The organism is Phenylobacterium kunshanense (assembly GCF_003254525.1).
GTDB classification, from domain to species: Bacteria; Pseudomonadota; Alphaproteobacteria; order Caulobacterales; family Caulobacteraceae; genus Phenylobacterium; species Phenylobacterium kunshanense.
The window spans coordinates 15,305-33,921 of the sequence record NZ_QFYS01000014.1 but is presented as its reverse complement, the minus strand read 5'-3'; the positions used below and the strand labels follow the sequence as shown (position 1 = coordinate 33,921).

The window sequence follows — 18,617 nt, the reverse complement described above, 5'->3', positions numbered from 1 at the left end:
CGAACTCGTCAGAGCTCCTTGGCCACGCCGTCGAGAAGGGGCACGAAGCGGACGTCGATCAGGTCCTCCACCTCGAACCCGCCCTTTCCGTCGCCGGTGTAGCGGCGGAGCGTCTGGACAGGTCCCTTGCCGATCGGCGCCACCAGGATGCCGTTGGGTTTGAGCTGCGAAAGCAGAGCCTTAGGTTCGTCCGGCGCCGCCGCCGTGACCATAATGCGGTCGAAAGGCGCCTGCTCGGGCCATCCCTCGCCGCCATCGCCAAAGCGGGTGATGACGTTGGTCAGGCCCAGGACCTTGAACCGCGCCTCGGCCTCTTTCATCAGCGTGCGATAGCGCTCCACCGTGTAGACCAGCCGCGCCAGCTTCGAGAGGATCGCGGTCTGGTAGCCGCTGCCGGTGCCGATCTCGAGGACCCGGTCGCGCTTGTCGATCTTCAGGGCCTGGGTCATCAGGCCGACGATGAACGGCTGGCTGATGGTCTGGCCGCAGGCGATCGGAAGGGCCGAGTCCTCGAACGCCCGCTCCTTGAACAGCTCCTGGGTGAACAGCGGCCTCGGCGTCTTCTCGATGACGTTCAGGACCTTGGGGTCGCTCACCCCCTGGCTGCGCAGCGCCAGGATCAGGCGCGCCATCTGGGTCTCGGGCGTGTCGTGCGCTTCGGCCATGCTCAGACCTTCGGCGGGACGCCGCCAAGCTGTCCCTTGAGATCGCGGACCGTCTGCATGTGCGTCAGGTCGATGTGCAGCGGGGTCACCGAGATCTTGCCGTTGTAGAGGGCGTGCAGGTCGGTGCCGTCGGCCGGGCTGGACTTCTCCATGCGGAAGCCCATCCAGTAGTACTCCTTGCCGCGCAGGTCGGTGCGCCGCTCGGCATGGCGCACGTGGACATCGCGGAATCCCTGGCGCGTGACTTCCACCTCGGTGATGCGGTCGACCGGACCGTTTGGGAAATTCACGTTCAACACCACGTCGCCGGGCCAGCCCAGCTCCACGAGGCGCTTCACGATTCCGGGACCGAAGGTCTCGGACGCCTCGAAGCTCGTCCCCGGCTCGTAGAAGCCCATCTGCGACAGGGCGATCGACGGGATGCCCAGGGCCATGCCCTCGATCGCGCCGGCCACGGTGCCGGACATGGTCACGTCCTCGGCCAGGTTCGCGCCGCGATTGACGCCGGAGAGCACCAGGTCGGGGCGTTTGCCGGTCACCAGCTCGTGGACGCCCAGCATCACGCAGTCGGTGGGCGTGCCGGTCGTCGAGAACTTGCGCTCCCCCACCTTCCGGACCCGGATCGGCTCGTCCAGGGTCAGCGCCCGGCTGGCGCCCGACCGCTCGTATTCCGGCGCGACCACCCAGACGTCGTCGGAGAGTTCGGCGGCGATCCGCTCCAGGGCCTCCAGCCCGTCGGCGTGAATGCCGTCGTCGTTGGTCAGCAGGATCCTCAAGCCGCGCCCCCGATGTGGGTCAGGCCCGGCAGGTAGGGATGCAGCGCCTGCGGGATGGCGATGCGGCCGCCCTCGTCCTGGTAGTTCTCCATGATCGCCACCAGGGTCCGGCCGACGGCAAGGCCCGAGCCGTTCAGGCTGTGGACGTAGCGGGTGCCCTTCTCGCCGGCCTTCTTGCAGCGGGCGTCCATCCGGCGGGCCTGGAAGTCGCCGCAGTTCGAGCACGAGCTGATCTCGCGGTACTTGCCCTGCGAGGGCAGCCAGACCTCGAGGTCATAGGTCTTGCGGGCGCCAAAGCCCATGTCGCCGGTGCACAGCAGCATGGTGCGGAACGGCAGCTCGAGCCGCTTCAGCACAGTCTCGGCGCAGTTCACCATGCGCTCGTGCTCGGCCTCGCTCTGGTCGGGCGTGGTGATGGAGACCAGCTCCACCTTGTAGAACTGGTGCTGGCGGATCATGCCTCGGGTGTCACGCCCAGAGGCGCCCGCCTCCGAACGGAAGCACGGGGTCAGCGCGGTGACGCGCATCGGCAGCTCTTCCTCGGCCACGATCTGGCCCATGACGAGGCTGGTCAGCGGCACCTCGGCGGTCGGGATCAGCCAGCGGCCATCGGTGGTCTGGAACAGATCCTCAGCGAACTTCGGCAGCTTGTCGGTGCCGTAGGCGGCCGCGTCGTTGACCAGCAGCGGCGGCGAGACCTCGGTGTAGCCGTGCTCCTGCGTCTGCAGGTCCAGCATGAACTGGCCGATGGCGCGCTCCAGCCGCGCGAGCTGGCCCTTGAGCACCGTGAACCGCGCGCCGCTCATGCGGGCGGCGGCTTCGAAGTCCACCAGCCCCAGACCCTCGCCGATGTCGACGTGGTCGCGCGGATTGCTGATCGCGAACGGCTCGCCCCAGCGGCGGACCTCGACGTTGTCGTGCTCGTCGGCGCCCTTCGGCACGTCGGGGAACGGGATGTTCGGCAGCGCAGCCAGCAGATTCCGCAGCGCCTCGCCGGCGGCCCGCTCGGCCTCGGCCTGTTCGGCGAGCGTGGTCTTGAGAGCCTCTACCTGAGCCATCAGGCGCTGGGCTTCATCCTCATTCTTCTGGGCCTTGGCCTGGCCGATCTTCTTGGAGGCGTCGTTACGCTCCGCCTGGGCCGCCTGCCCCGCCGTCTGGGCGGCGCGCAGCTTCGCGTCCAGCGCCAGGATCTCGGCCACCCGGCCGGAGTTCCCCTTCGCCGCCCACGCCGCCTCGTACAGCTCGGGATTGTCGCGAATGGCTCGGATGTCGTGCATGGGGGTCCGCTAGGCTAGGCGGGCTTTCTCTAGAGCGCGTCGGAAGGCGCGCCAACCCTTTGGGCCCGGGTTCAGGTGGGAACGATGTCCTTGCCCGCCGACGCATCGTCCTTGGAGCGGCGGAGCTCGATCAGCTTCACGCACCCGACCGAGACGAAATAGAGCAGGATGATCGGCGTCGCGAGCAGCAACTGGCTGATCGGATCCGGTGGGGTCACGATCGCGGCGACCACTACCACGGCGAAGACGGCGTAGCGCCAGCCCTTCCACAGCATGCTGGAGTTCACGATCCCCGCCAGACCCAGCAGGGTCAGCACCACCGGAAGCTGGAAGCACAGGCCGAACGCCAGCAACAGGGTCGTCACCAGGGTCAGGTAGTCCGAGACCTTGGGCAGCAACTCCACCGCGATGCCCGCGCCCATGATCTGCTGGGACAGGGAGAACCAGAGCACGAACGGCAGGATGATGTAGTAGACCAGCGCCGCGCCCATCAGGAACAGCATCGGCGCGGCGACCAGGAACGGCAGGAACGCCCGCCGCTCGCGCTTGTAGAGGCCCGGCGCCACGAAGGCGTAGACCTGCCAGGCCAGCACCGGGAACGTCAGCACCACCGCCCCGAAGCCGGCCAGCTTCAGCTTGGTGAAGAAGAATTCCAGCGGCGCGGTGAACATCAGCCGCAGGTCCCCGGCCGCGGCGGGGGCCTCCTTGAGGCCCACCAGCACGAACAGCAGGTCGAACGCCCCCGCCGAGTGGCCGGCCGCCTTGGAGGCCGCGTAGATCTGGGCGGCCATTTTGAAGGGGTGCAGCAGGAACTGGTAGATCGTGTCGGCGAACGAGAAGCAGAGGATGAACCCCGCGACCACCGCCACGACGCAGATGATCAGCCGCTTGCGCAGCTCGATGAGGTGGTCGAGCAGCGGGGCGCGGGAGGCCTCGATCTCGGCTTCGTCGGCGTCGTAGCTCACGAGCCGGCCTCGACGATCTTCTTGCTGCGGGGCTTGCGGGCCTTTGGCGTCTCGACGATCGGCGCGGCGTCCACGGCCTCGACCTTCGGCTTCTTCGCACGCGGCTTGCGCGCGGGCTTGGCCGGCGCCTCGGCGATTTCGAGCGGCGGCGCCTCGGGCGGCGCGGTAGTGGTGTCGTACTGGTAGCTCATCGGCGGGTGGAGCTGGACGCCGACGTCGGCCATGCCCTGCTCGATGTCGCTGACGGTCCGGCGCAGCTCTGCGTCATGGGCGGCCATGTCGGCGAACTGGCCGCGGCGCATGGCCTCGACCTCCTTGCGCAGCTCGTCCAGTTCGGACTGCCGGGCCATTTCGTCGAAGCTGGCGCGGAACTCGTTCGCCATGCCGCGCAGCTTGGCCATGAACTGGCCGACCTTGCGCATCATGACAGGCAGGTCCTTCGGGCCGATCACGACAAGCGCGACCACCGCGATCACCAGCCACTCGAGACCGCCGATTTCCGGAAGCATCAGGGACGCCTAATGAGAAGCGCCGGCGCCATCAAGGCGGCCGGCGCGAAATCCGTTGCAGACGCGGGGATCAGCTCCGCGCGCTGTCCTTCTCGTCCTTCGGCAGGACCTTCGCCTCTTCGGACGACTCTTCGCCCTTCAGGCCTTCGCGGAAGGCCCGGATGCCCTTGGCGGTGTCACCCATGATGCTGGAGATCTTGCCGCGGCCGCCGAAGAGCAGCAGCGCCACGACGACGATGAGGGCAATGTGCCAGATGCTGAGGGCGCCCATGCGCAGATCACTCCTTGGGACAGTGGCGACCACCGCGTCGCCGCCCGCTGTTCTTACGCGGCTATATAGTCGCTCCGCCGCCGACGCGCCACGCGGCGATTGTCCTCATCGGACAGGTTCGTCCTCGCCCAGAAAATCGACATGGAATTCGGGCGCCTCGCCCTCCAGGGGGTCTTCGTCCAGGGCCGGCGCCTCCGGATTGGGCACCGCGAAGTCGGCGGGCAGATCAAGGGACAGGAGGCCGGCCGCCTTCATCTCCGCCATACCCGGCAGGTCCCCGAGCGTGGCGAGGCCATAGTGTTCCAGGAAGGCGTCGGTCGTGCCGTAGGTGACGGGCCGGCCGGGCGTCCGCCGGCGCCCTCGCATCCGCACGAGACCGAGTTCCAGCAGGACGTCCAGGGTGCCCTTGCTGGCCTGCACGCCGCGCACCGCCTCGATCTCGGCCCGCGTGACCGGCTGGTGGTAGGCGATGATGGCCAGGGTCTCCTGCGCGGCCTTGGAGAGGCGGCGCGGCTCGTCCCGCTCCTCGGTCATCAGCCAGGCGAGGTCCTCCGCGGTCTGGAACCGCCAGCCGCCGGCGACATTGGCGAGGACCACGCCGCGCGCCTCATACTGCCGCCCGAGTTCGGCCAGGGCGGCCGGGACATCGGCGCCCTCGGGCAGACGCCCGGCCAGGTCCTCGACAGTCAGGGGACTCGCGGCCGCGAACAGCAGCGCCTCCACCTCGCGGACGGTCTGGGCGAGATCGCTCATCGGGAAACGCTCCCCTGCCCGTCCGCCGGTTCGCCCTTCCGCGCCCGCAGGTAGATGTCGGCGAAGGCTTCGAGCTGGCGGGCTTCCAGCGCGCCCTCCTTCACCAGCTCCAGGCTGGCCGACAGGGTCGAGGCCACATAGGACGCCCGGCTCGGTCCCGCGGTCGGCGAGCCCATGGGCGCGACGCCGGTCAGCGGCGTCCAGCGCTCGAGGTCGGGCAACAGCCGGCGCAGGCGGTCGCGGGCGTCCTCCAGTGCGTAGGCCGTCGGGACGTAGGGCTTGTAGGTGCGCTTCAGCTCCTTCTCGCGTTGGCCGATGTAGGCGCTCATCAGGCTGTAGAGATCGCCCTCGATGCGGCCGGAGGGGACCACGCGGATCGCGTCGGGGTCACCGCGGACGAACACGTCGCGACCGAGCTGCGGGGTCGTCCGGAGCGACTCGGCGGCCTGGCGCATCGCTTCCAGTTTGGCGAGGCGGAAGGCCAGGCGCTGCGCCATCTCCTCGGCCGGGGGTTCCTCAGCCTTCGGCTGTTCGGGCTTGGGCAGCAGCAGGCGGGATTTCAGGTAGGCCAGCCAGGCGGCCATCACCAGGTAATCCGCCGCCAGCGAGAACCGCCGACGCCGCGCTTCCTGCACGAACACGAGGTACTGCTCGGCCAGCTTCAGGATCGAGAGCTTGAGCAGGTCCACCTTCTGGGTGCGGGCCAGCGCCAGCAGGACGTGCAAGGGGCCTTCATAGCCCTCGACGTCGACGATCAGCGCCTCGCCGTCCTGGGCGGCCGACGCCGCGGCGGAGAAGTCGAGGCTGGGCTGGAAGGCGCCGCTCATGCCGCCAGTCTTCCATCGAATGCGGCCGCGAAGCGAGCCCGGCCGGCGGCCACGTCGAACGGTTCCACCGATCGTGGCCGGCGGGCCATCGCCGCCTGGGCGCGGCGGGCGGAACGTCCGACCAGTGGTCCCGCCCCCTCGACCACCGCCCGCATCTCGCCAAGGTCACCATTGCAGTGCAGGACGACGTCGCAACCAGCGCGCCGGGCCGCCCGGGCGCGGTCGACCATGCCACCCAACAGGGCCCGCATCGACAGGTCGTCGCTCATCAGCAGCCCATCGAAGCCGATGCGCCGCCGGATCACCGTCTGCACGACGGCGCGGGAGGTGGTGGCCGGCCGGCGGGCGTCGATCGCCGCATAGACGACATGCGCCGTCATCGCCATCGGCAGGTCAGAGAGCGCCCGGAACGGCGCGAAGTCGCGAGTGTCCAGATCGTCCGTCGTGGCGTCCACCACCGGCAATGTGTCATGGCTGTCGGCGCGGGCGCGGCCATGCCCCGGAATGTGCTTCATCACCGGAAGCACCCCGCCCGCCACCAGGCCCTCGGCCGCGGCGCGGCCCAGCATCCCCACCTCGTCGGGGGTCTCGCCGTAGGCGCGGTCCCCGATCACCGCGTGCGCGCCGGGATCCGGCACATCCAGCACCGGCAGGCAATTCGCCGTGATCCCAACCTCCGCAAGGTCGTGCGCCATCAGGCGCGCCCCCAGGCGGACGATGGCGGCCCGGAGAAACGGATCATGCGGCGCGATCCCTGCGTAGGCGCGCGCGGCGGGATAGCGCGGCCAGTGCGGTGGACCGAGGCGTTGGACCCGGCCACCCTCCTGGTCGACCAGCACCGGGGCGTCGGCCCGCCCGACCGTCTCGCGCAGCCGCTGGGTGAGGGAACGCACCTGCCCGGGCTCCTCGACGTTGCGGGCGAAGAGAATGAAGCCCCACGGCCGCGCCTGGCGGAAGAACGCATCCTCCGCCTTCGTCAGCGAAGGTCCGGAACAGCCCAGGATGCAGGCCGCCCCGGTCACCGGACGAAGCAGCTCTTCCCGGCGGCCTGCAACCTGGCGCAGAACGCCTGGGCGTCGGCGCGGCTGGAGAAGCCGGTGACGAAGGTCCGGTAGAGGCTGCCGCCCTCGATCTTCGCGACGGCCTTGCCCTTGCCGGCGGCGAGGCCCGGCGCGGCGGAGACGGCGTCGTTCCACGCCTTGTCGGCCAAGGCGGTGGACGAGACCGCGCCCACCTGCACGCGGGCGGCGCCGGAGGAGGCCTTCGGCTCGGCCGCGGCGACCTTCTTGGGCTCGGGCGCGGGCGCTGCCGCCTTGGGCGGCGGTGGCGCGGCCTTGGGCGCCGCGGCGGCGACCTTCGGGGCCGGCGCGGGAGCCTCCGCCTTCTGCACAGGCTCGGCTGGAATGGTGGCCTTGATCGGCGCGGAGGTCGGCGCAGGCTGCGCGGGCGGCGCCTGGGTGATCACCACCGGCGTGGTCGGCCGCGCCTGCGGCTGCTCGGGGGGCGGGGCGAAGGTCGGCTCGGCGGGGACGGTCTCCATCGGACCGCCGGCGTCGGAGCGGTAGATCTGCAGGCCCGCGGCCGGGTCCTGTGGCTGCGCGCCGGGCGGGGCGGCCTGCTTCATGCCCACGATGGACTCGCCGACGACCTGCGGCGCCTGACCGGCCTGCCGCACGCCCTGCTGGTAGAACATGAAGATCGCCGCCACCAGGGCCGCCAGCACCAGCACGCTGAGGATCAAGGTGAAGGGGATCGGCCGGGCGCCCCGCACAGGCTGGCGCGGATCGAAGCTCAGCGGCGCATCGGCGGTCGGTGGCGTATAGGCGCCGCGCTCTTGGTCGGTCATCGCGAGGGCTCCGCGAAATCAGGCGCGAATCGCGCTTTTCCGGCCAGTCTATCGGAGCGCGCCGAGTCCGGAGTGTGGCGCCGCCGCAAAAGCTGTGGGCGACCTAACGCTGGGACAGCGCCTCGATCTCCGAGGTGTCCATGCCGTAGCGGTGGAACAGCGCCCGGAACTCACGCAGCTCGTCGGCCGTCAGCCGCCCGGGGCGCAACTGGATATGCAGGTCCGCGCCGCGCGACTGGACACGGCTCACCGCGCCGATCCGCTTCAGCCAGGTGTTGAAGGCGTTCTCGTCGCCGGGCGAATGATACATCGGCCCGCGCACCACCAGCACGTCCATCCGGGATCAGTTCCAGATGTCGAGGTGGAACAGCTTGCGGTGCTCCTCGATGGCGAAGCGGTCGGTCATGCCGGCGATGTAGTCGCAGACCACCCGTGCGCGACCCGCCTCGTCGCGGCCCAGCGCCCGGGCGCCCCACTCTGCGGGCAGGACATCCGGCTCGGCCATGAAGAGCTGGAACATCTCGGCCAGGATGCGGCGCGCCTGGCTCCGGGTCCGGTTGACCTTCCAGTAGCGGTACATCCGGTCCATCAGGAACTGGCGCAGCGCGGCCAGGTCCTCGACCATGTCGCGGGAGAACGACACCAGGGCGTGGCCAAGCAGGCGCACGTCCTCGGGAGAGTCCACCCTGCCCGCCTCGGCGCGGCGACGCGTCTCGGCCATGACGTCGTCGACCATGGCGCCGATCATCCGGCGCACCGCCTCCAGCCGCAGGATGCCCGGATCGCAACCCGGATAGTCGGCCCAGGCCGCCTTGATGTGCGGCCCGATCAACGGCACCTCGGCCAGCTCGTCGAGATTGAACAGGCCGGCCAGCACGCCGTCGTCCACGTCGTGATTGTTGTAGGCGATGTCGTCGGACAGCGCCGCGACCTGGGCCTCGGCCGACGCCCAGGTGTCGAGCCGCAGGGCGTACTGGCTGTCGAACTCGGAGATCGCGCTCCAGGAGGGCTTGGCGAGTTGGTCGACGACCGGCCCGTTGTGCTTGATCACCCCTTCAAGCGTCTCCCAGGTCAGGTTCAGGCCGTCGAAGCGCGGGTAGCGCCGCTCCAGCCTGGTGACGACCCGGAACGTCTGGACGTTGTGGTCGAAGCCGCCGTAGCCCTGCATCTGGACCTGCAGCTCGTCCTCGCCGGCGTGGCCGAACGGCGGGTGGCCCAGGTCGTGCGCCAGGGCGATCGTCTCGGCCAGATCGGCGTCCAGGCCGAGGGCCGTAGCCAGCGAGCGGGCGATCTGGGCGACCTCGAGACTGTGGGTCAGGCGGGTGCGGAAGTGATCACCCTCGTGCGCCACGAAGACCTGGGTCTTCTCCTTCAGCCGCCGGAAGGCGGTCGAGTGGATGATGCGGTCCCGGTCGCGGGCGAAGTCGGTGCGCGTACGGCTGGGCGCCTCGGGAACCTTGCGTCCACGCGACGCGGCGGGTTGTTCGGCGTAGGGGACTCGCGGCGGTATGAAGGAAACCATCAGCCTTGATCTGTCTCATGGCCCCTTGGTCGAAGCCGGTCAGGCCCTCATATAGTCTGCCGTCAGCAACGTCGAACAGAGCATGGCCACAGCGGACGTAACCCTTTCCCCCGCGGCTGCAGCCCGGATCCGCCACATCGGCGCCCAGGAGGGCCGGCCGGTGATGCTGCGCGTCGCGGTCGAAGGCGGCGGCTGTTCCGGCTTCCAGTACCAGTTCGAGCTTGTCGACGCGGCGCAGGACGACGACCTTCGGATCGAACGCGACGGGGTCGCCGCGCTGGTCGACGTGGTGTCCCTGGCCCTGCTCAAGGGCTCGGAGATCGACTTCGTGGACGAGCTGGCGGGCGCCGAGTTCCGCGTCCGCAACCCCAACGCCAAGTCGAGCTGCGGCTGCGGGGTCAGCTTCTCGATCTGATCCTACTCCGTGAACGGCGTGCGGCCGCCCTTGCCCAGGGGGATCGGCGGCGAGCTGTCGCTCCCTTCAGCCGGCGCGCCTCCCGGCGGCCGGGCCGGCGCCTCGCGGATCTCCACATTCTTCGGCGGCTGGAACAGTTCCGGACGGTTCGGACCGGCGCGCCGCCAGTCGTCGTAGCGCACCACATAGACGGGTCGTCCCTGGCGCAGGTAGCTGACCATGATCGGCTCGTTGCGCCGCTGGTCCATCAGAACGGCCACCGCGTGCTCGCCGAAGTTGGCGCCGTGCAGCGCCGCCTGGATCTGCCCCCACTTCACGAGCTGCTGCGGCCGCGGGGCGTGCCGGGCCACGAACTCGGGCTCGCAACCGTATTCCAGCGCGCGGAGCGGCCCAGGGAGATCCGGCGACGGCGGCAGGATCGGCGCGTGAACCGTGTAGTCTGGCCCGGGATCCAGCGTGTGCTGGCCCACGCGCGTGGCCAGGTTGATCATCCAGATGTCGGGCTCGGCCACGATGGTCAGCACCTGGTCGCCGCGCACCGGGTCCGGCTGTTCTTCGCTGCGGAGAAATGTCGGGCCGAACCGCCATAGCGTCCGCGGCTGCGCGGCCCGGTCCGCCGCGGCCAGGCCCGGCGAGATATTGCGTAGCGTCGCGCGGAACAGCGCCTCCGGCGCGCAGCCGGAGGAACTCGTCGTCGGCGCCGGGGAGCGGGCTTCCGGCGGCGGCTCGACGGGGGGCAAGGGCTGCACTGGAGGCAGGGCGAGTTCCTGCGCCGACAGCGGCGTGGCCGCGCAGAGGGCGACGAGCGAAAGCGCGAGGACGAGGCGGGCACGCATGCCGGTTCAGGCCGGCTCTTGCGGGAAGAAATGGGCGTAAGGCTGCGCCGCCTCCAGCACCCGGGCGAACGACGGCCGCGCCTCCAGTCGCGCCAGATAGGCGGCCGTCTTCGGGAACGCCGCGCCGATGGGCACGATCTTGTGGGCGTAGTGCAGCGCCGGACATGCGGCGCAGTCCGCCATGCTGAACCCACCGGCCACCCACTCCCGGTCGGCCATCCGCGCCTCGACGACCTCGTAGGCGCGCGACAGCGCCGCCTTCGCCTGGGCGACCCCGAACGGATCGCGGGTTCCGGGCGCGCGCAGCCGGTCACCGACCACGCGCTGGAGGTGATTTTGGACGTGCAGGTCGAACACCCGGTCCCAGAACGCGACGTCGAGCGCATGCTCGCCTTGCGGAACAAGGTGCGCCGCCGACGCATAGGCGCGGGCCAGATGCTGAATGATGACCGTCGCCTCCGGCGTGGCGACGCCGTGCGCGGGGTCTTCCAGGACCGGCATCATGCCGAAGGGCGAAATCTGGCGGAAACGGCCCGCGGCCTGCTCGTCGGCGAGGTCGATGTGCGCGAGCTCGTACGGCAGGCCCGCCTCGTCCAGCGCGATGAACACCTTCCAGCAATAGGACGACAGCGGATGGCCGTGGACCGTCAGCGCCATGATGCGACTCCTGCGTGTCTGGCTCACCCGTATCGTGCCTAAGAGGCATGGCAAGCCCGTTGAGCCGGACAGCGGGCGCGACTAGCTTCACGCGCCGTCAGTGCGGAGTCCCCGATGCGCCTCGCCACCTGGAACGTGAACTCGGTCAACGCGCGGCTGGAGACAGTCCTGCGCTGGTTCGAGGCCGCCCAGCCCGACGTCGCGTGCCTGCAGGAGATCAAGTGCGTCGACGAGAAGTTCCCCGCCGAAGCCTTTGAGCGGCTTGGCTACAATGTCGCCGTCCACGGGCAGAAGACGTACAACGGTGTCGCCCTGGTCTCGAAGCGGCCGCTGGAGGACGTGCGACGCGGCCTGCCCGGCGACGATGGAGACGAACAGGCGCGCTACATCGAGGCGGTCGTCTCAGGGCCGCAGCCAGTGCGGGTGGCCTCGATCTACCTGCCCAACGGCAATCCGGTCGGCACAGAGAAGTTCGCCTACAAGCTGGCCTGGATGGACCGGCTGAACGCCCACGCCCGCGAGCTGCTGGCGTGGGAAGAGCCCTTCGCGCTGATGGGCGACTACAACGTCATCCCCGAGCCCAGGGACGCCGAATTCCCGAAGAACTGGGAGGGCGACGCCCTCTTCCAGCCCGAGAGCCGCCGGGCCTTCCGGGCGCTGAAGAACCTGGGCCTGACCGAAGCCTATCTGCAGGCCGACGGCGCGCCGGGCGCCTACACCTTCTGGGACTATCAGGCCGGCGCATGGCAGCGGAACAACGGCATCCGCATCGACCACGCGCTCTTGTCGCCCGAGGCGACCGACCTGCTGACCGGCGTCTCGATCCACCGCGACGTCCGCGGCTGGGACAAGCCGTCGGACCACGTGCCGCTGGTCATCGAGCTCGACGCCTGACCGGGACGGCCGCGTTCCGCCGACTCACAAATCCGCGTATCGTTGTTCCATGGACGAGGTTGCGCGGCTCCTGGCCCTGCTCGCGCTGGTGGGCGGCGCGCTGACGATCATCGGCGCGGCGTTCGCCTATTTCCTGGACGAGACGCGGCGGGTGGAGCGCACCCTCTCCCGAGCGCTCGGCGCGGCGCCGCAACCCATGCTGACCGCCCGGGGCCGCGGCACGGGGATCGGCTTCGATCTGGCGACGAGCCGGGTCTGCGTCACCTGGGACCGGGGCGGCTGGCGCCTCGACTATCGGCTCGAGGAGGTGGTGGGCGTCGAGGTGATCGTCGACGAGCGGGTGGCCGCGCGCGCCTTCCGCGGGGACGTCCGCCGGGGCCTGGACGACCTCGGCCAGCCGCAGACGCTGGTGCGGCTGAGGTTCGTATTCGACGATGCGACCCATCCCGACTTCGAACTGGATCTCTGGCGGCCGGAGGACGAGGGGTGGCGCGACCGCCTCACTGCCGGCGAGGCCCTGCGGGAAGCCAACCGATGGATGGCGCGGATGGAGGCGCTGCTTCGGCGCACGGCGCCACAGGCAGCCGTCGCAAAGGCCCCGCCCCTGCTGGCGGCTCCGGCCGGCCCGCTCTTCGACGACCTCAAGGCCGATCCTGAAGACGCTATAACTTGACAGCGTAAATTATTGCACCAGTCTCAAGGGCGGAGGAACGACCCATGGCCAATCTGATCGCCGCCGCCGGCTTCTTCGTGCTGATCCATCTCCTCGTGTCCGGCACCCGGATGCGGGACGGTCTCGTCGCCCGGCTCGGCGCCGGCCCCTACATGGGCCTGTTCTCGCTGGTCTCCGTCCTGGGGCTTGTCTGGCTCGGGTTCGCGTTCGGCGAGGCGCGGACATCATCCTGGAACACGGCCTATTGGGCGCCCGGCTCGACGACACGGGGCGCTCAGCTCCTGTTCCAGCTCCTGGCGCTGCTGCTGATCTTCCCCGGCCTCACCACGCCGAATCCCACCAGCGTTCGGCAGGAGGGCGCGCTTCAGCGGCCGGACGTGGTCAAGGGCATGCTGCGCATCACCCGCCATCCGTTCCTGTGGGGGGTGGCGATCTGGGCGCTCGGACATCTGCTCGTGAACGGCGAGTGGGCGTCCCTGATCCTGTTCGGCTCGATGTTCGCCTTGGCCGTCTTCGGGACCCTCAGCATCGACGCCAAGCGCAAGCGGGCCCTTGGGCCCGAGTGGGACGCGTTTGTCGCCCAGACCTCGAACGTACCCTTCGCCGCGATCCTCTCGGGCCGCCAGAAGCTAAACCTCGAGGAGGTCGGCTGGTGGCGGGTGCTGGTCGCCACCCTGCTGTGGGCCGGGATCGCCTGGTCCCACCAGCTCCTGTTCGGCGTTCCGGCCATCCCTAGCTGAGGGCGAACTCCACCGCCGCCTCGCAGTGCACCAGGGTGGTGTCGACCGCCGGCAGGTCGAGGGCGTCGGGCGAAAGCAGCAGACCCACCTCGGTGCAGCCGAAGATCACCCCGTCGGCGCCCGCGGCCCGGCCGCGCGCAACCATCTCCAGCCCGGCCGCCGTCGACTCGGGCCGGACGACGCCCTGGCACAGCTCGTCGAAGATGATGGCGTGGAGCCGATCCCGGTCGGCCTGGTCGGGGACCATCGGCTCCAGTCCGGCGGCCGACAGCCGCTCGCGGTAGAACGCCTTCTCCATCGTGAACCGCGTGGCCAGCAGCAGCGGCCGGCGCACGCCCCGCGCCCTCAGCGCCGAGGCCGTGGCGTCGCCGATGTGGAGGAACGGCACGGAGATGGCCGCCCGAATGTCGTCGGCGTTCAGGTGCATGGTGTTGGTGGCCAGGATGATGACATCCGCGCCGGCGCCCTCCAGACGGTGCGCGGCCTCGCCCAGGATACGTCCCGTCTCGTCCCAGCGGCCCGCCGCCTGAAGATCGGCGATAGGCGCGAAATCCACGGAGCGGATGAGAAGCTCCGCCGAGTGGAGGCCGCCCCTGCGCTCACGGACGAGGCGATTCAGCTCGCGGTAGTAGAGCGCCGTGCTCTCCGCGCTCATCCCGCCGAGCACGCCGATTGTCTTCATGCCGCACCTCCTGGGCGCCGGGTCCAGCCGGCGGACGGCGCTCTCTAGGAGTCATTCCGGGCCGATGGAAGCGCCACTTCGGCGCGGCTGGCGCTCCACCTGAGCGAGCAACGCCCGCCCCCGGGACGACCATGCTGCGGCGCCGATGTTCAGCGAGACCGGAGACCGGCGTTCTCTTGTCCCGCAAGCCTTTCGCAATGTTTCGCAAATGCGAAATTTCAGACTTCAGGCGGCGGAATCAGGGCGCACCCCAAACAAATAGGGCGCGCAATGCGCGCGCCCATAGGTTGTTGCTGGGATGAACAAAGTCCGTAGCTACCACATCATTGCTCAACGGGCGACCAGTTACAAGACTCGTACGCATCCCACCTTATCTCTGCCGGCAGGTGTATATGACCCTTATTTAGTTATCAACGTTCACGATCGGTATTTGCGTTGACAGCAGCTTCATCACTGCCTCAGCCTGCCTTCAAGCGCAGTCAATAAGCGCCCAAAAAAAGCTGCGGGGAGGCAGTTTCATGACATTCAAACACCATCTGATGGTGTCCAGCGTGCTGCTGGGCGTCAGTCTGGCGAGCGCAGCGAGCGCCCAGGTCAATGTGATCGAGGAACTTGTCGTCACGGCCGAGAAACGAGAGCAGAGCCTGCAGGACGTGCCGGTCGCCATCTCGGCCTTCACCAGCAAGCAACGCGACCTGGTCGGCATCAGCACCGTCCAGGACCTGACGAACTTCACGCCCGGCTTCGTCTACCAGTCCTCGAATGACCGCTCGAGCATGCGCGGCATTGGCCGCCTGACGAACGTCCACGCGGTGGACGGGGCGGTGTCGATCTACATCGATGGCCTGTTCACCACCTCGACCGTGCTGGCCGGCGGCCCGCCGCTGGACGTGGAGCGGGTGGAGATCCTGCGCGGGCCGCAGGGCACGCTGTATGGACGCAATGCGATCGGCGGCACCGTGAACGTGATCTCCGTGCGGCCGACCGAGGACTTCTACGCCGAGGTCCGGGCGATCGCCGAGAACTACGACTTCACCAACCTGCAGATGGCGGTCTCGGGCCCGATCACCGATGGCCTGCGTTTCAGGGTCTCCGGCTACAAGCTCGACCAGCGCAAGGGCTACTTCAAGAACGTCAACGCCGGCCTGCCGTCGGAAGGCAGCAAGCGCGACGAATACCAGGTGCAGGCGCAGATCGAGGCCGACCTGGGCGAGAACGCGGACCTCTGGGTCTCATACAAGACGCTGGTCTGGCACAACCGCGGCGGCCCCGGCGCCCGGGCGGGCTACCTCAACGGCCCCTACGAGACGGGACGCACCGACCCCAACTTCTCGATCGTCTACAATTCCGCCCACGGCTATTCGCCCGAGACCGGCGTCAACGGCATCGTCCCGGGCAGCCTGCGCCAGTTCAACGGCTCGACGACCACGTCCAACCCGGCGCTGGTCGACAACCACACCTTCAACACCAACATCCCGCAGCGCGTGCGCCTGCGCGACGTGAACTCGCTGACCGCAAATTTCGTCTACCACCTACCCACGGTGGACGTGAAATACGTCGGCGGTATTCAGGAGTATAAGTACGACCTCTACGGCGACACCGACGCCACCAGCGTCCAGTCGTACCAGATCCCACTGGCGCCAGGCTCCATCTGCGGAACCGTTGGAGCGCTGTTCGCCGCCGGCCGATCGAGCGTCAACTGCTCACCCCTGACGGTGAACGCCAACAACGGCTACCACTACTTCGAATACCCGAAGTGGTTCAGCCACGAGATCAACATCTCGTCGACCCATGACGGACCTCTGCAGTGGATCGTCGGCGCCTTCTATTTCAACGAGAAATACACCGGCACCGGCAGCACCGCCGACTTCTTCCTCGTCGGCCCGTCCTCGCTGCAGACGCCGATCCTGGGCGCCAGGCCGAACCCGGAGAACTACTGGTCCACCGGCAACTACGCCCTGACCACCCGCAGCAAGGCGGTGTTCGGCCAGGTCGACTGGCAGGCGACCGAACAGGTGAAGCTCACGGTCGGCCTGCGCTACACCAAGGACAAGAAGTTCGGCACCGAGTACCGCCGCATCGTCTGCAACTCGGACGCCTGCTATCCCGGCCTCTATCCGGCCCTGGGCCTCGGCGCCTTCGGACCGGGCACCGCCGCCAACTGGGGCAGCCTGCTCGGCAACCTCACGGCCCTGCCGGCCGTCGGCCAGGCTCTCGGCCTTGGGAACGCGTTGGCGCCCCTTGGCGGCCTGGGCAACGGGGCCATGGACCTCACCGACACCCTGGCGCCCAAGAGCACCAACGGCCTGATCGAAGGCGTGAAGACGCCGTCCGTCTGCACCGGGACTGGCGCAGCGCAGGTCTGCCGCCAGTATGTGATCGGGCCCAACGGAATCGCCAGCCGCGAGCTGGAGGACACCTCCGACGCCGTCACGGGCACCGCCGGCGTGCAGTGGGAGCCGGACGACGACACCATGGCCTATGCCCGCTACAGCCGCGGCTACAAGGCGTTCGGCTTCTCAGCCGGCGGCTTCCTGGCCGACCCGAAGGCCGATGCCGAGACCGTCAACGCCTATGAGGTGGGCCTGAAGAAGAACTTCGGGACCAACCTGCAGTTCAACGCCGCCCTCTTCTACCTGGACTACAAGAACCTGCAGGCGCCGGTGGCCGTGCGGGTCGGCGCGACCAACGTCACCCAGTTCGTCAACGTCGAGAAATCGGTCTCCAAGGGCGCCGAGCTCAGCGTCATCTGGCGGCCCATCGATCCCCTGCGGCTGACGGTCGACTACGGCTACAACCCGACGAAGATCAAGAAGAGCCTCCTGCTCGTCGATGTGAACGACAACATCAACACCGGCGCCGTCAGCATCGTCGGCAACGCCCTGCCCCAGGCGCCGAAGCACAAGTTCGCGCTGAACGGCACCTACACCTTCGACTTCGAGCCGGGCGACCTGACCCTGGGCGCGACCTACCTCTACCGATCGAAGTCGTACGCCAACGTCTTCGAGCGTGAGTACAACTCGGCCCCGTCCTGGGACCAGGTGGACCTGCGGGCCATCTGGGCTCCCGAGGGCGGCAAGTACACGGTCATCGCCTACGTGAAGAACGTCCTCAACGACGACGGCTACGCCGCCGCCGTGGCGGCGTCCCAGCGCAACAACAGCGCCACGGTGGCGTCGGACCGCTTCCCCAACGGCGCGCAGGTCTATGAGCTGACGCCGCCGCGCATCTACGGCGTGGAACTGCAGTACCGCTTCTGACGCCGTAGGACGGGCGCCGCACGCACCCCGCGGCGCCCGTCTGCTCCCGGCCTTCAGTTGGCCTCGTCGAGGGCCTTCTCGACCGCGACCGCCAGGTCCAGCGCCGCGATCGCCTCGCCCGCACTGACCACAGGTCGCGGGGCCAGGCCTCGCACCGCCTGCAGGAACCCTTCGACGCTCGCCCCCAGCGGGTCGGCGGCGGCCGGCGTGTCCGCGAAGTCGGGGTTGAGGGCGAAGGGCGTGGTGTTGCGGAAGGTCCGCGCGACGAAATCGATCTCCACCTCGCCCGAGGGATAGACCACCCTCATCGTCCGCCGCCGCGCTTCCGCCATGCGGGAGACGTCGAAGCGCGCGGTGAACCCGCTGTCGAAACTGACCTCGGCCCGCACCGCGTCCCACACCCCATCCGCCGCGCGTTCCCCTTCGGCCTCGGCCGTCACCGGATCGGCCGCCGCTATGGCGAGGACGAGGTCGATGTCGTGAATCATCAGGTCCAGCACCGCCGTGACGTCGCGGCTGCGGTCCGATGGCGGACCGTGGCGCAGCGCCTCCAGCAGCAGCGGCTGCTCGGTCACGTCCAGCAGGCCCATGGCCTGGAACACGACCCGCTCCTGGTGTCCGCAGGCGACGACCAGTCCGGCCTTGTCGGCCGCCGCGCGCACCTTTTCCCCGTCTGGGACGGAGATGGCGACGGGCTTCTCGACATAGACGTGCTTTCCCGCCGCGATCGCCGCCAGCGCCTGCTCGGCGTGATGGCTGGCCGGGGAGGCCACGGTCACGACATCCACCTCGGCCAGCAGCGCCTCGAGGTCGGCGAACGCCCGCCCACCCAGGGGCATGGCGACTCCGGCCGCGCGCTCAGGGTGGGGATCGTAGACGCCGACGAACGTCACGCCAGGCAGACGCGCATACTGCCGGGCGTGATAGCCGCCGAACACGCCCGCTCCGATGACGCCGCCGCGCAAGGTCTCGCTCATGGCGTCGGGGCCTATCATGCGCCGCGCTATCGACGCCACCCGACAGGCCTCTTACAACTGTTTGAAACCGAG

Annotated in this window: 21 protein-coding genes; 5 read left to right on the top strand and 16 right to left on the bottom strand. The window is 69.1% G+C overall.

The window, feature by feature from the left end; genetic code table 11:
- Positions 1-8 precede the first annotated feature (8 nt).
- The 12 genes from DJ019_RS20220 to DJ019_RS20165 all read right to left on the bottom strand — a co-directional run bounded on the left by DJ019_RS20220 (position 9) and on the right by DJ019_RS20165 (position 9,411).
- On the bottom strand, positions 9-665 hold the full coding sequence (locus tag DJ019_RS20220) for a protein-L-isoaspartate(D-aspartate) O-methyltransferase (RefSeq protein WP_111278621.1): 657 nt from the start codon (positions 663-665) through the stop codon (positions 9-11).
- Positions 666-667: 2 nt separating this feature from the next.
- Positions 668-1,441 carry a 5'/3'-nucleotidase SurE gene (gene surE, locus DJ019_RS20215; RefSeq protein WP_111278619.1) on the bottom strand — a complete coding sequence of 258 codons (774 nt, stop codon included), beginning with the start codon at positions 1,439-1,441 and terminating at the stop codon, positions 668-670.
- Positions 1,438-2,718 carry a serine--tRNA ligase gene (serS, locus tag DJ019_RS20210; protein WP_111278617.1) on the bottom strand — a complete coding sequence of 427 codons (1,281 nt, stop codon included), beginning with the start codon at positions 2,716-2,718 and terminating at the stop codon, positions 1,438-1,440. Before serS ends, surE begins: the two co-directional genes overlap by 4 nt.
- 71 nt (positions 2,719-2,789) lie before the next feature.
- Complete coding sequence (gene tatC / locus DJ019_RS20205; RefSeq protein WP_111278615.1) at positions 2,790-3,683, bottom strand: twin-arginine translocase subunit TatC; 894 nt, start codon at positions 3,681-3,683, stop codon at positions 2,790-2,792.
- Positions 3,680-4,192, bottom strand: a complete 513-nt coding sequence (tatB, locus tag DJ019_RS20200) for a Sec-independent protein translocase protein TatB (protein ID WP_111278613.1) — start codon at positions 4,190-4,192, stop codon at positions 3,680-3,682. The genes tatC and tatB overlap by 4 nt, the downstream gene beginning before the upstream one ends.
- Positions 4,193-4,262: 70 nt before the next feature.
- On the bottom strand, positions 4,263-4,463 hold the full coding sequence (tatA, locus tag DJ019_RS20195; protein WP_111278611.1) for a twin-arginine translocase TatA/TatE family subunit: 201 nt from the start codon (positions 4,461-4,463) through the stop codon (positions 4,263-4,265).
- Between the two features lie 105 nt (positions 4,464-4,568).
- Positions 4,569-5,216 carry an SMC-Scp complex subunit ScpB gene (scpB, locus tag DJ019_RS20190; protein WP_111278609.1) on the bottom strand — a complete coding sequence of 216 codons (648 nt, stop codon included), beginning with the start codon at positions 5,214-5,216 and terminating at the stop codon, positions 4,569-4,571.
- Positions 5,213-6,043 carry a segregation and condensation protein A gene (locus tag DJ019_RS20185; RefSeq protein WP_111278607.1) on the bottom strand — a complete coding sequence of 277 codons (831 nt, stop codon included), beginning with the start codon at positions 6,041-6,043 and terminating at the stop codon, positions 5,213-5,215. The genes scpB and DJ019_RS20185 overlap by 4 nt, the downstream gene beginning before the upstream one ends.
- On the bottom strand, positions 6,040-7,065 hold the full coding sequence (gene nagZ, locus DJ019_RS20180; RefSeq protein ID WP_111278605.1) for a beta-N-acetylhexosaminidase: 1,026 nt from the start codon (positions 7,063-7,065) through the stop codon (positions 6,040-6,042). The genes DJ019_RS20185 and nagZ overlap by 4 nt, the downstream gene beginning before the upstream one ends.
- Positions 7,062-7,889, bottom strand: coding sequence for a cell division protein FtsN (gene ftsN, locus DJ019_RS20175; protein ID WP_111278603.1), 828 nt, complete (start codon positions 7,887-7,889; stop codon positions 7,062-7,064). Before ftsN ends, nagZ begins: the two co-directional genes overlap by 4 nt.
- 103 nt (positions 7,890-7,992) lie before the next feature.
- The gene (locus DJ019_RS20170; RefSeq protein WP_111278601.1) at positions 7,993-8,226 is read right to left on the bottom strand and encodes a hypothetical protein; all 234 of its coding nucleotides are present in this window, start codon (positions 8,224-8,226) and stop codon (positions 7,993-7,995) included.
- 6 nt (positions 8,227-8,232) lie between these two features.
- A complete protein-coding gene (locus DJ019_RS20165) occupies positions 8,233-9,411 on the bottom strand; it encodes a deoxyguanosinetriphosphate triphosphohydrolase (RefSeq protein ID WP_111278599.1) in 1,179 nt (392 codons plus the stop codon).
- An 82-nt stretch (positions 9,412-9,493) separates the two neighbouring features.
- Here DJ019_RS20165 and erpA point away from each other — a divergent pair, with 82 nt between their 5' ends.
- Positions 9,494-9,826 carry an iron-sulfur cluster insertion protein ErpA gene (gene erpA, locus DJ019_RS20160; RefSeq protein ID WP_111278597.1) on the top strand — a complete coding sequence of 111 codons (333 nt, stop codon included), beginning with the start codon at positions 9,494-9,496 and terminating at the stop codon, positions 9,824-9,826.
- Between the two features lie 2 nt (positions 9,827-9,828).
- Here the strand turns inward: erpA and DJ019_RS20155 are convergent, their stop codons facing one another.
- Positions 9,829-10,662: a hypothetical protein gene (locus DJ019_RS20155; RefSeq protein WP_111278595.1), complete on the bottom strand. Its 834-nt coding sequence runs from the start codon at positions 10,660-10,662 to the stop codon at positions 9,829-9,831.
- A gap of 6 nt (positions 10,663-10,668) precedes the next feature.
- Positions 10,669-11,319 carry a glutathione S-transferase family protein gene (locus DJ019_RS20150; protein WP_111278593.1) on the bottom strand — a complete coding sequence of 217 codons (651 nt, stop codon included), beginning with the start codon at positions 11,317-11,319 and terminating at the stop codon, positions 10,669-10,671.
- 114 nt (positions 11,320-11,433) lie between these two features.
- Here DJ019_RS20150 and xth point away from each other — a divergent pair, with 114 nt between their 5' ends.
- The 3 genes from xth to DJ019_RS20135 are packed head-to-tail and all read left to right on the top strand — an operon-like array spanning position 11,434 to position 13,626.
- Positions 11,434-12,213 (top strand): exodeoxyribonuclease III, encoded by a 780-nt coding sequence (xth, locus tag DJ019_RS20145; RefSeq protein ID WP_111278591.1) that lies wholly within the window; start codon positions 11,434-11,436, stop codon positions 12,211-12,213.
- A 49-nt stretch (positions 12,214-12,262) separates the two neighbouring features.
- Positions 12,263-12,886 (top strand): hypothetical protein, encoded by a 624-nt coding sequence (locus DJ019_RS20140; RefSeq protein WP_111278589.1) that lies wholly within the window; start codon positions 12,263-12,265, stop codon positions 12,884-12,886.
- A 44-nt stretch (positions 12,887-12,930) separates the two neighbouring features.
- Positions 12,931-13,626 carry an NnrU family protein gene (locus DJ019_RS20135; protein ID WP_111278587.1) on the top strand — a complete coding sequence of 232 codons (696 nt, stop codon included), beginning with the start codon at positions 12,931-12,933 and terminating at the stop codon, positions 13,624-13,626.
- On the opposite strand, the gene DJ019_RS20130 is transcribed toward DJ019_RS20135, so the two are convergent.
- Positions 13,619-14,308: an aspartate/glutamate racemase family protein gene (locus DJ019_RS20130; protein WP_111278585.1), complete on the bottom strand. Its 690-nt coding sequence runs from the start codon at positions 14,306-14,308 to the stop codon at positions 13,619-13,621. The genes DJ019_RS20135 and DJ019_RS20130 overlap by 8 nt on opposite strands.
- A 518-nt stretch (positions 14,309-14,826) precedes the next feature.
- On the opposite strand from DJ019_RS20130, the gene DJ019_RS20125 reads away from it, so the two are divergent.
- On the top strand, positions 14,827-17,568 hold the full coding sequence (locus DJ019_RS20125) for a TonB-dependent receptor (RefSeq protein WP_111278583.1): 2,742 nt from the start codon (positions 14,827-14,829) through the stop codon (positions 17,566-17,568).
- A 53-nt stretch (positions 17,569-17,621) separates the two neighbouring features.
- On the opposite strand, the gene DJ019_RS20120 is transcribed toward DJ019_RS20125, so the two are convergent.
- On the bottom strand, positions 17,622-18,545 hold the full coding sequence (locus tag DJ019_RS20120) for a Gfo/Idh/MocA family protein (protein ID WP_111278581.1): 924 nt from the start codon (positions 18,543-18,545) through the stop codon (positions 17,622-17,624).
- Positions 18,546-18,617 lie beyond the last annotated feature (72 nt).

What these genes read in the sequence shown, in the direction of transcription:
- tatB (WP_111278613.1), bottom strand. Translation starts at nt 4,192, where the DNA reads ATGCTTCCGGAAATCGGCGGTCTCGAGTGGCTGGTGATCGCGGTGGTC.
- DJ019_RS20130 (WP_111278585.1), bottom strand. Translation starts at nt 14,308, where the DNA reads ATGAAGACAATCGGCGTGCTCGGCGGGATGAGCGCGGAGAGCACGGCG.
- DJ019_RS20135 (WP_111278587.1), top strand. Translation starts at nt 12,931, where the DNA reads ATGGCCAATCTGATCGCCGCCGCCGGCTTCTTCGTGCTGATCCATCTC.
- xth (WP_111278591.1), top strand. Translation starts at nt 11,434, where the DNA reads ATGCGCCTCGCCACCTGGAACGTGAACTCGGTCAACGCGCGGCTGGAG.
- DJ019_RS20155 (WP_111278595.1), bottom strand. Translation starts at nt 10,662, where the DNA reads ATGCGTGCCCGCCTCGTCCTCGCGCTTTCGCTCGTCGCCCTCTGCGCG.
- tatA (WP_111278611.1), bottom strand. Translation starts at nt 4,463, where the DNA reads ATGGGCGCCCTCAGCATCTGGCACATTGCCCTCATCGTCGTCGTGGCG.
- DJ019_RS20170 (WP_111278601.1), bottom strand. Translation starts at nt 8,226, where the DNA reads ATGGACGTGCTGGTGGTGCGCGGGCCGATGTATCATTCGCCCGGCGAC.
- ftsN (WP_111278603.1), bottom strand. Translation starts at nt 7,889, where the DNA reads ATGACCGACCAAGAGCGCGGCGCCTATACGCCACCGACCGCCGATGCG.
- DJ019_RS20140 (WP_111278589.1), top strand. Translation starts at nt 12,263, where the DNA reads ATGGACGAGGTTGCGCGGCTCCTGGCCCTGCTCGCGCTGGTGGGCGGC.
- serS (WP_111278617.1), bottom strand. Translation starts at nt 2,718, where the DNA reads ATGCACGACATCCGAGCCATTCGCGACAATCCCGAGCTGTACGAGGCG.
- scpB (WP_111278609.1), bottom strand. Translation starts at nt 5,216, where the DNA reads ATGAGCGATCTCGCCCAGACCGTCCGCGAGGTGGAGGCGCTGCTGTTC.
- DJ019_RS20125 (WP_111278583.1), top strand. Translation starts at nt 14,827, where the DNA reads ATGACATTCAAACACCATCTGATGGTGTCCAGCGTGCTGCTGGGCGTC.
- DJ019_RS20150 (WP_111278593.1), bottom strand. Translation starts at nt 11,319, where the DNA reads ATGGCGCTGACGGTCCACGGCCATCCGCTGTCGTCCTATTGCTGGAAG.
- DJ019_RS20165 (WP_111278599.1), bottom strand. Translation starts at nt 9,411, where the DNA reads ATGGTTTCCTTCATACCGCCGCGAGTCCCCTACGCCGAACAACCCGCC.
- DJ019_RS20220 (WP_111278621.1), bottom strand. Translation starts at nt 665, where the DNA reads ATGGCCGAAGCGCACGACACGCCCGAGACCCAGATGGCGCGCCTGATC.
- DJ019_RS20185 (WP_111278607.1), bottom strand. Translation starts at nt 6,043, where the DNA reads ATGAGCGGCGCCTTCCAGCCCAGCCTCGACTTCTCCGCCGCGGCGTCG.
- DJ019_RS20120 (WP_111278581.1), bottom strand. Translation starts at nt 18,545, where the DNA reads ATGAGCGAGACCTTGCGCGGCGGCGTCATCGGAGCGGGCGTGTTCGGC.
- erpA (WP_111278597.1), top strand. Translation starts at nt 9,494, where the DNA reads ATGGCCACAGCGGACGTAACCCTTTCCCCCGCGGCTGCAGCCCGGATC.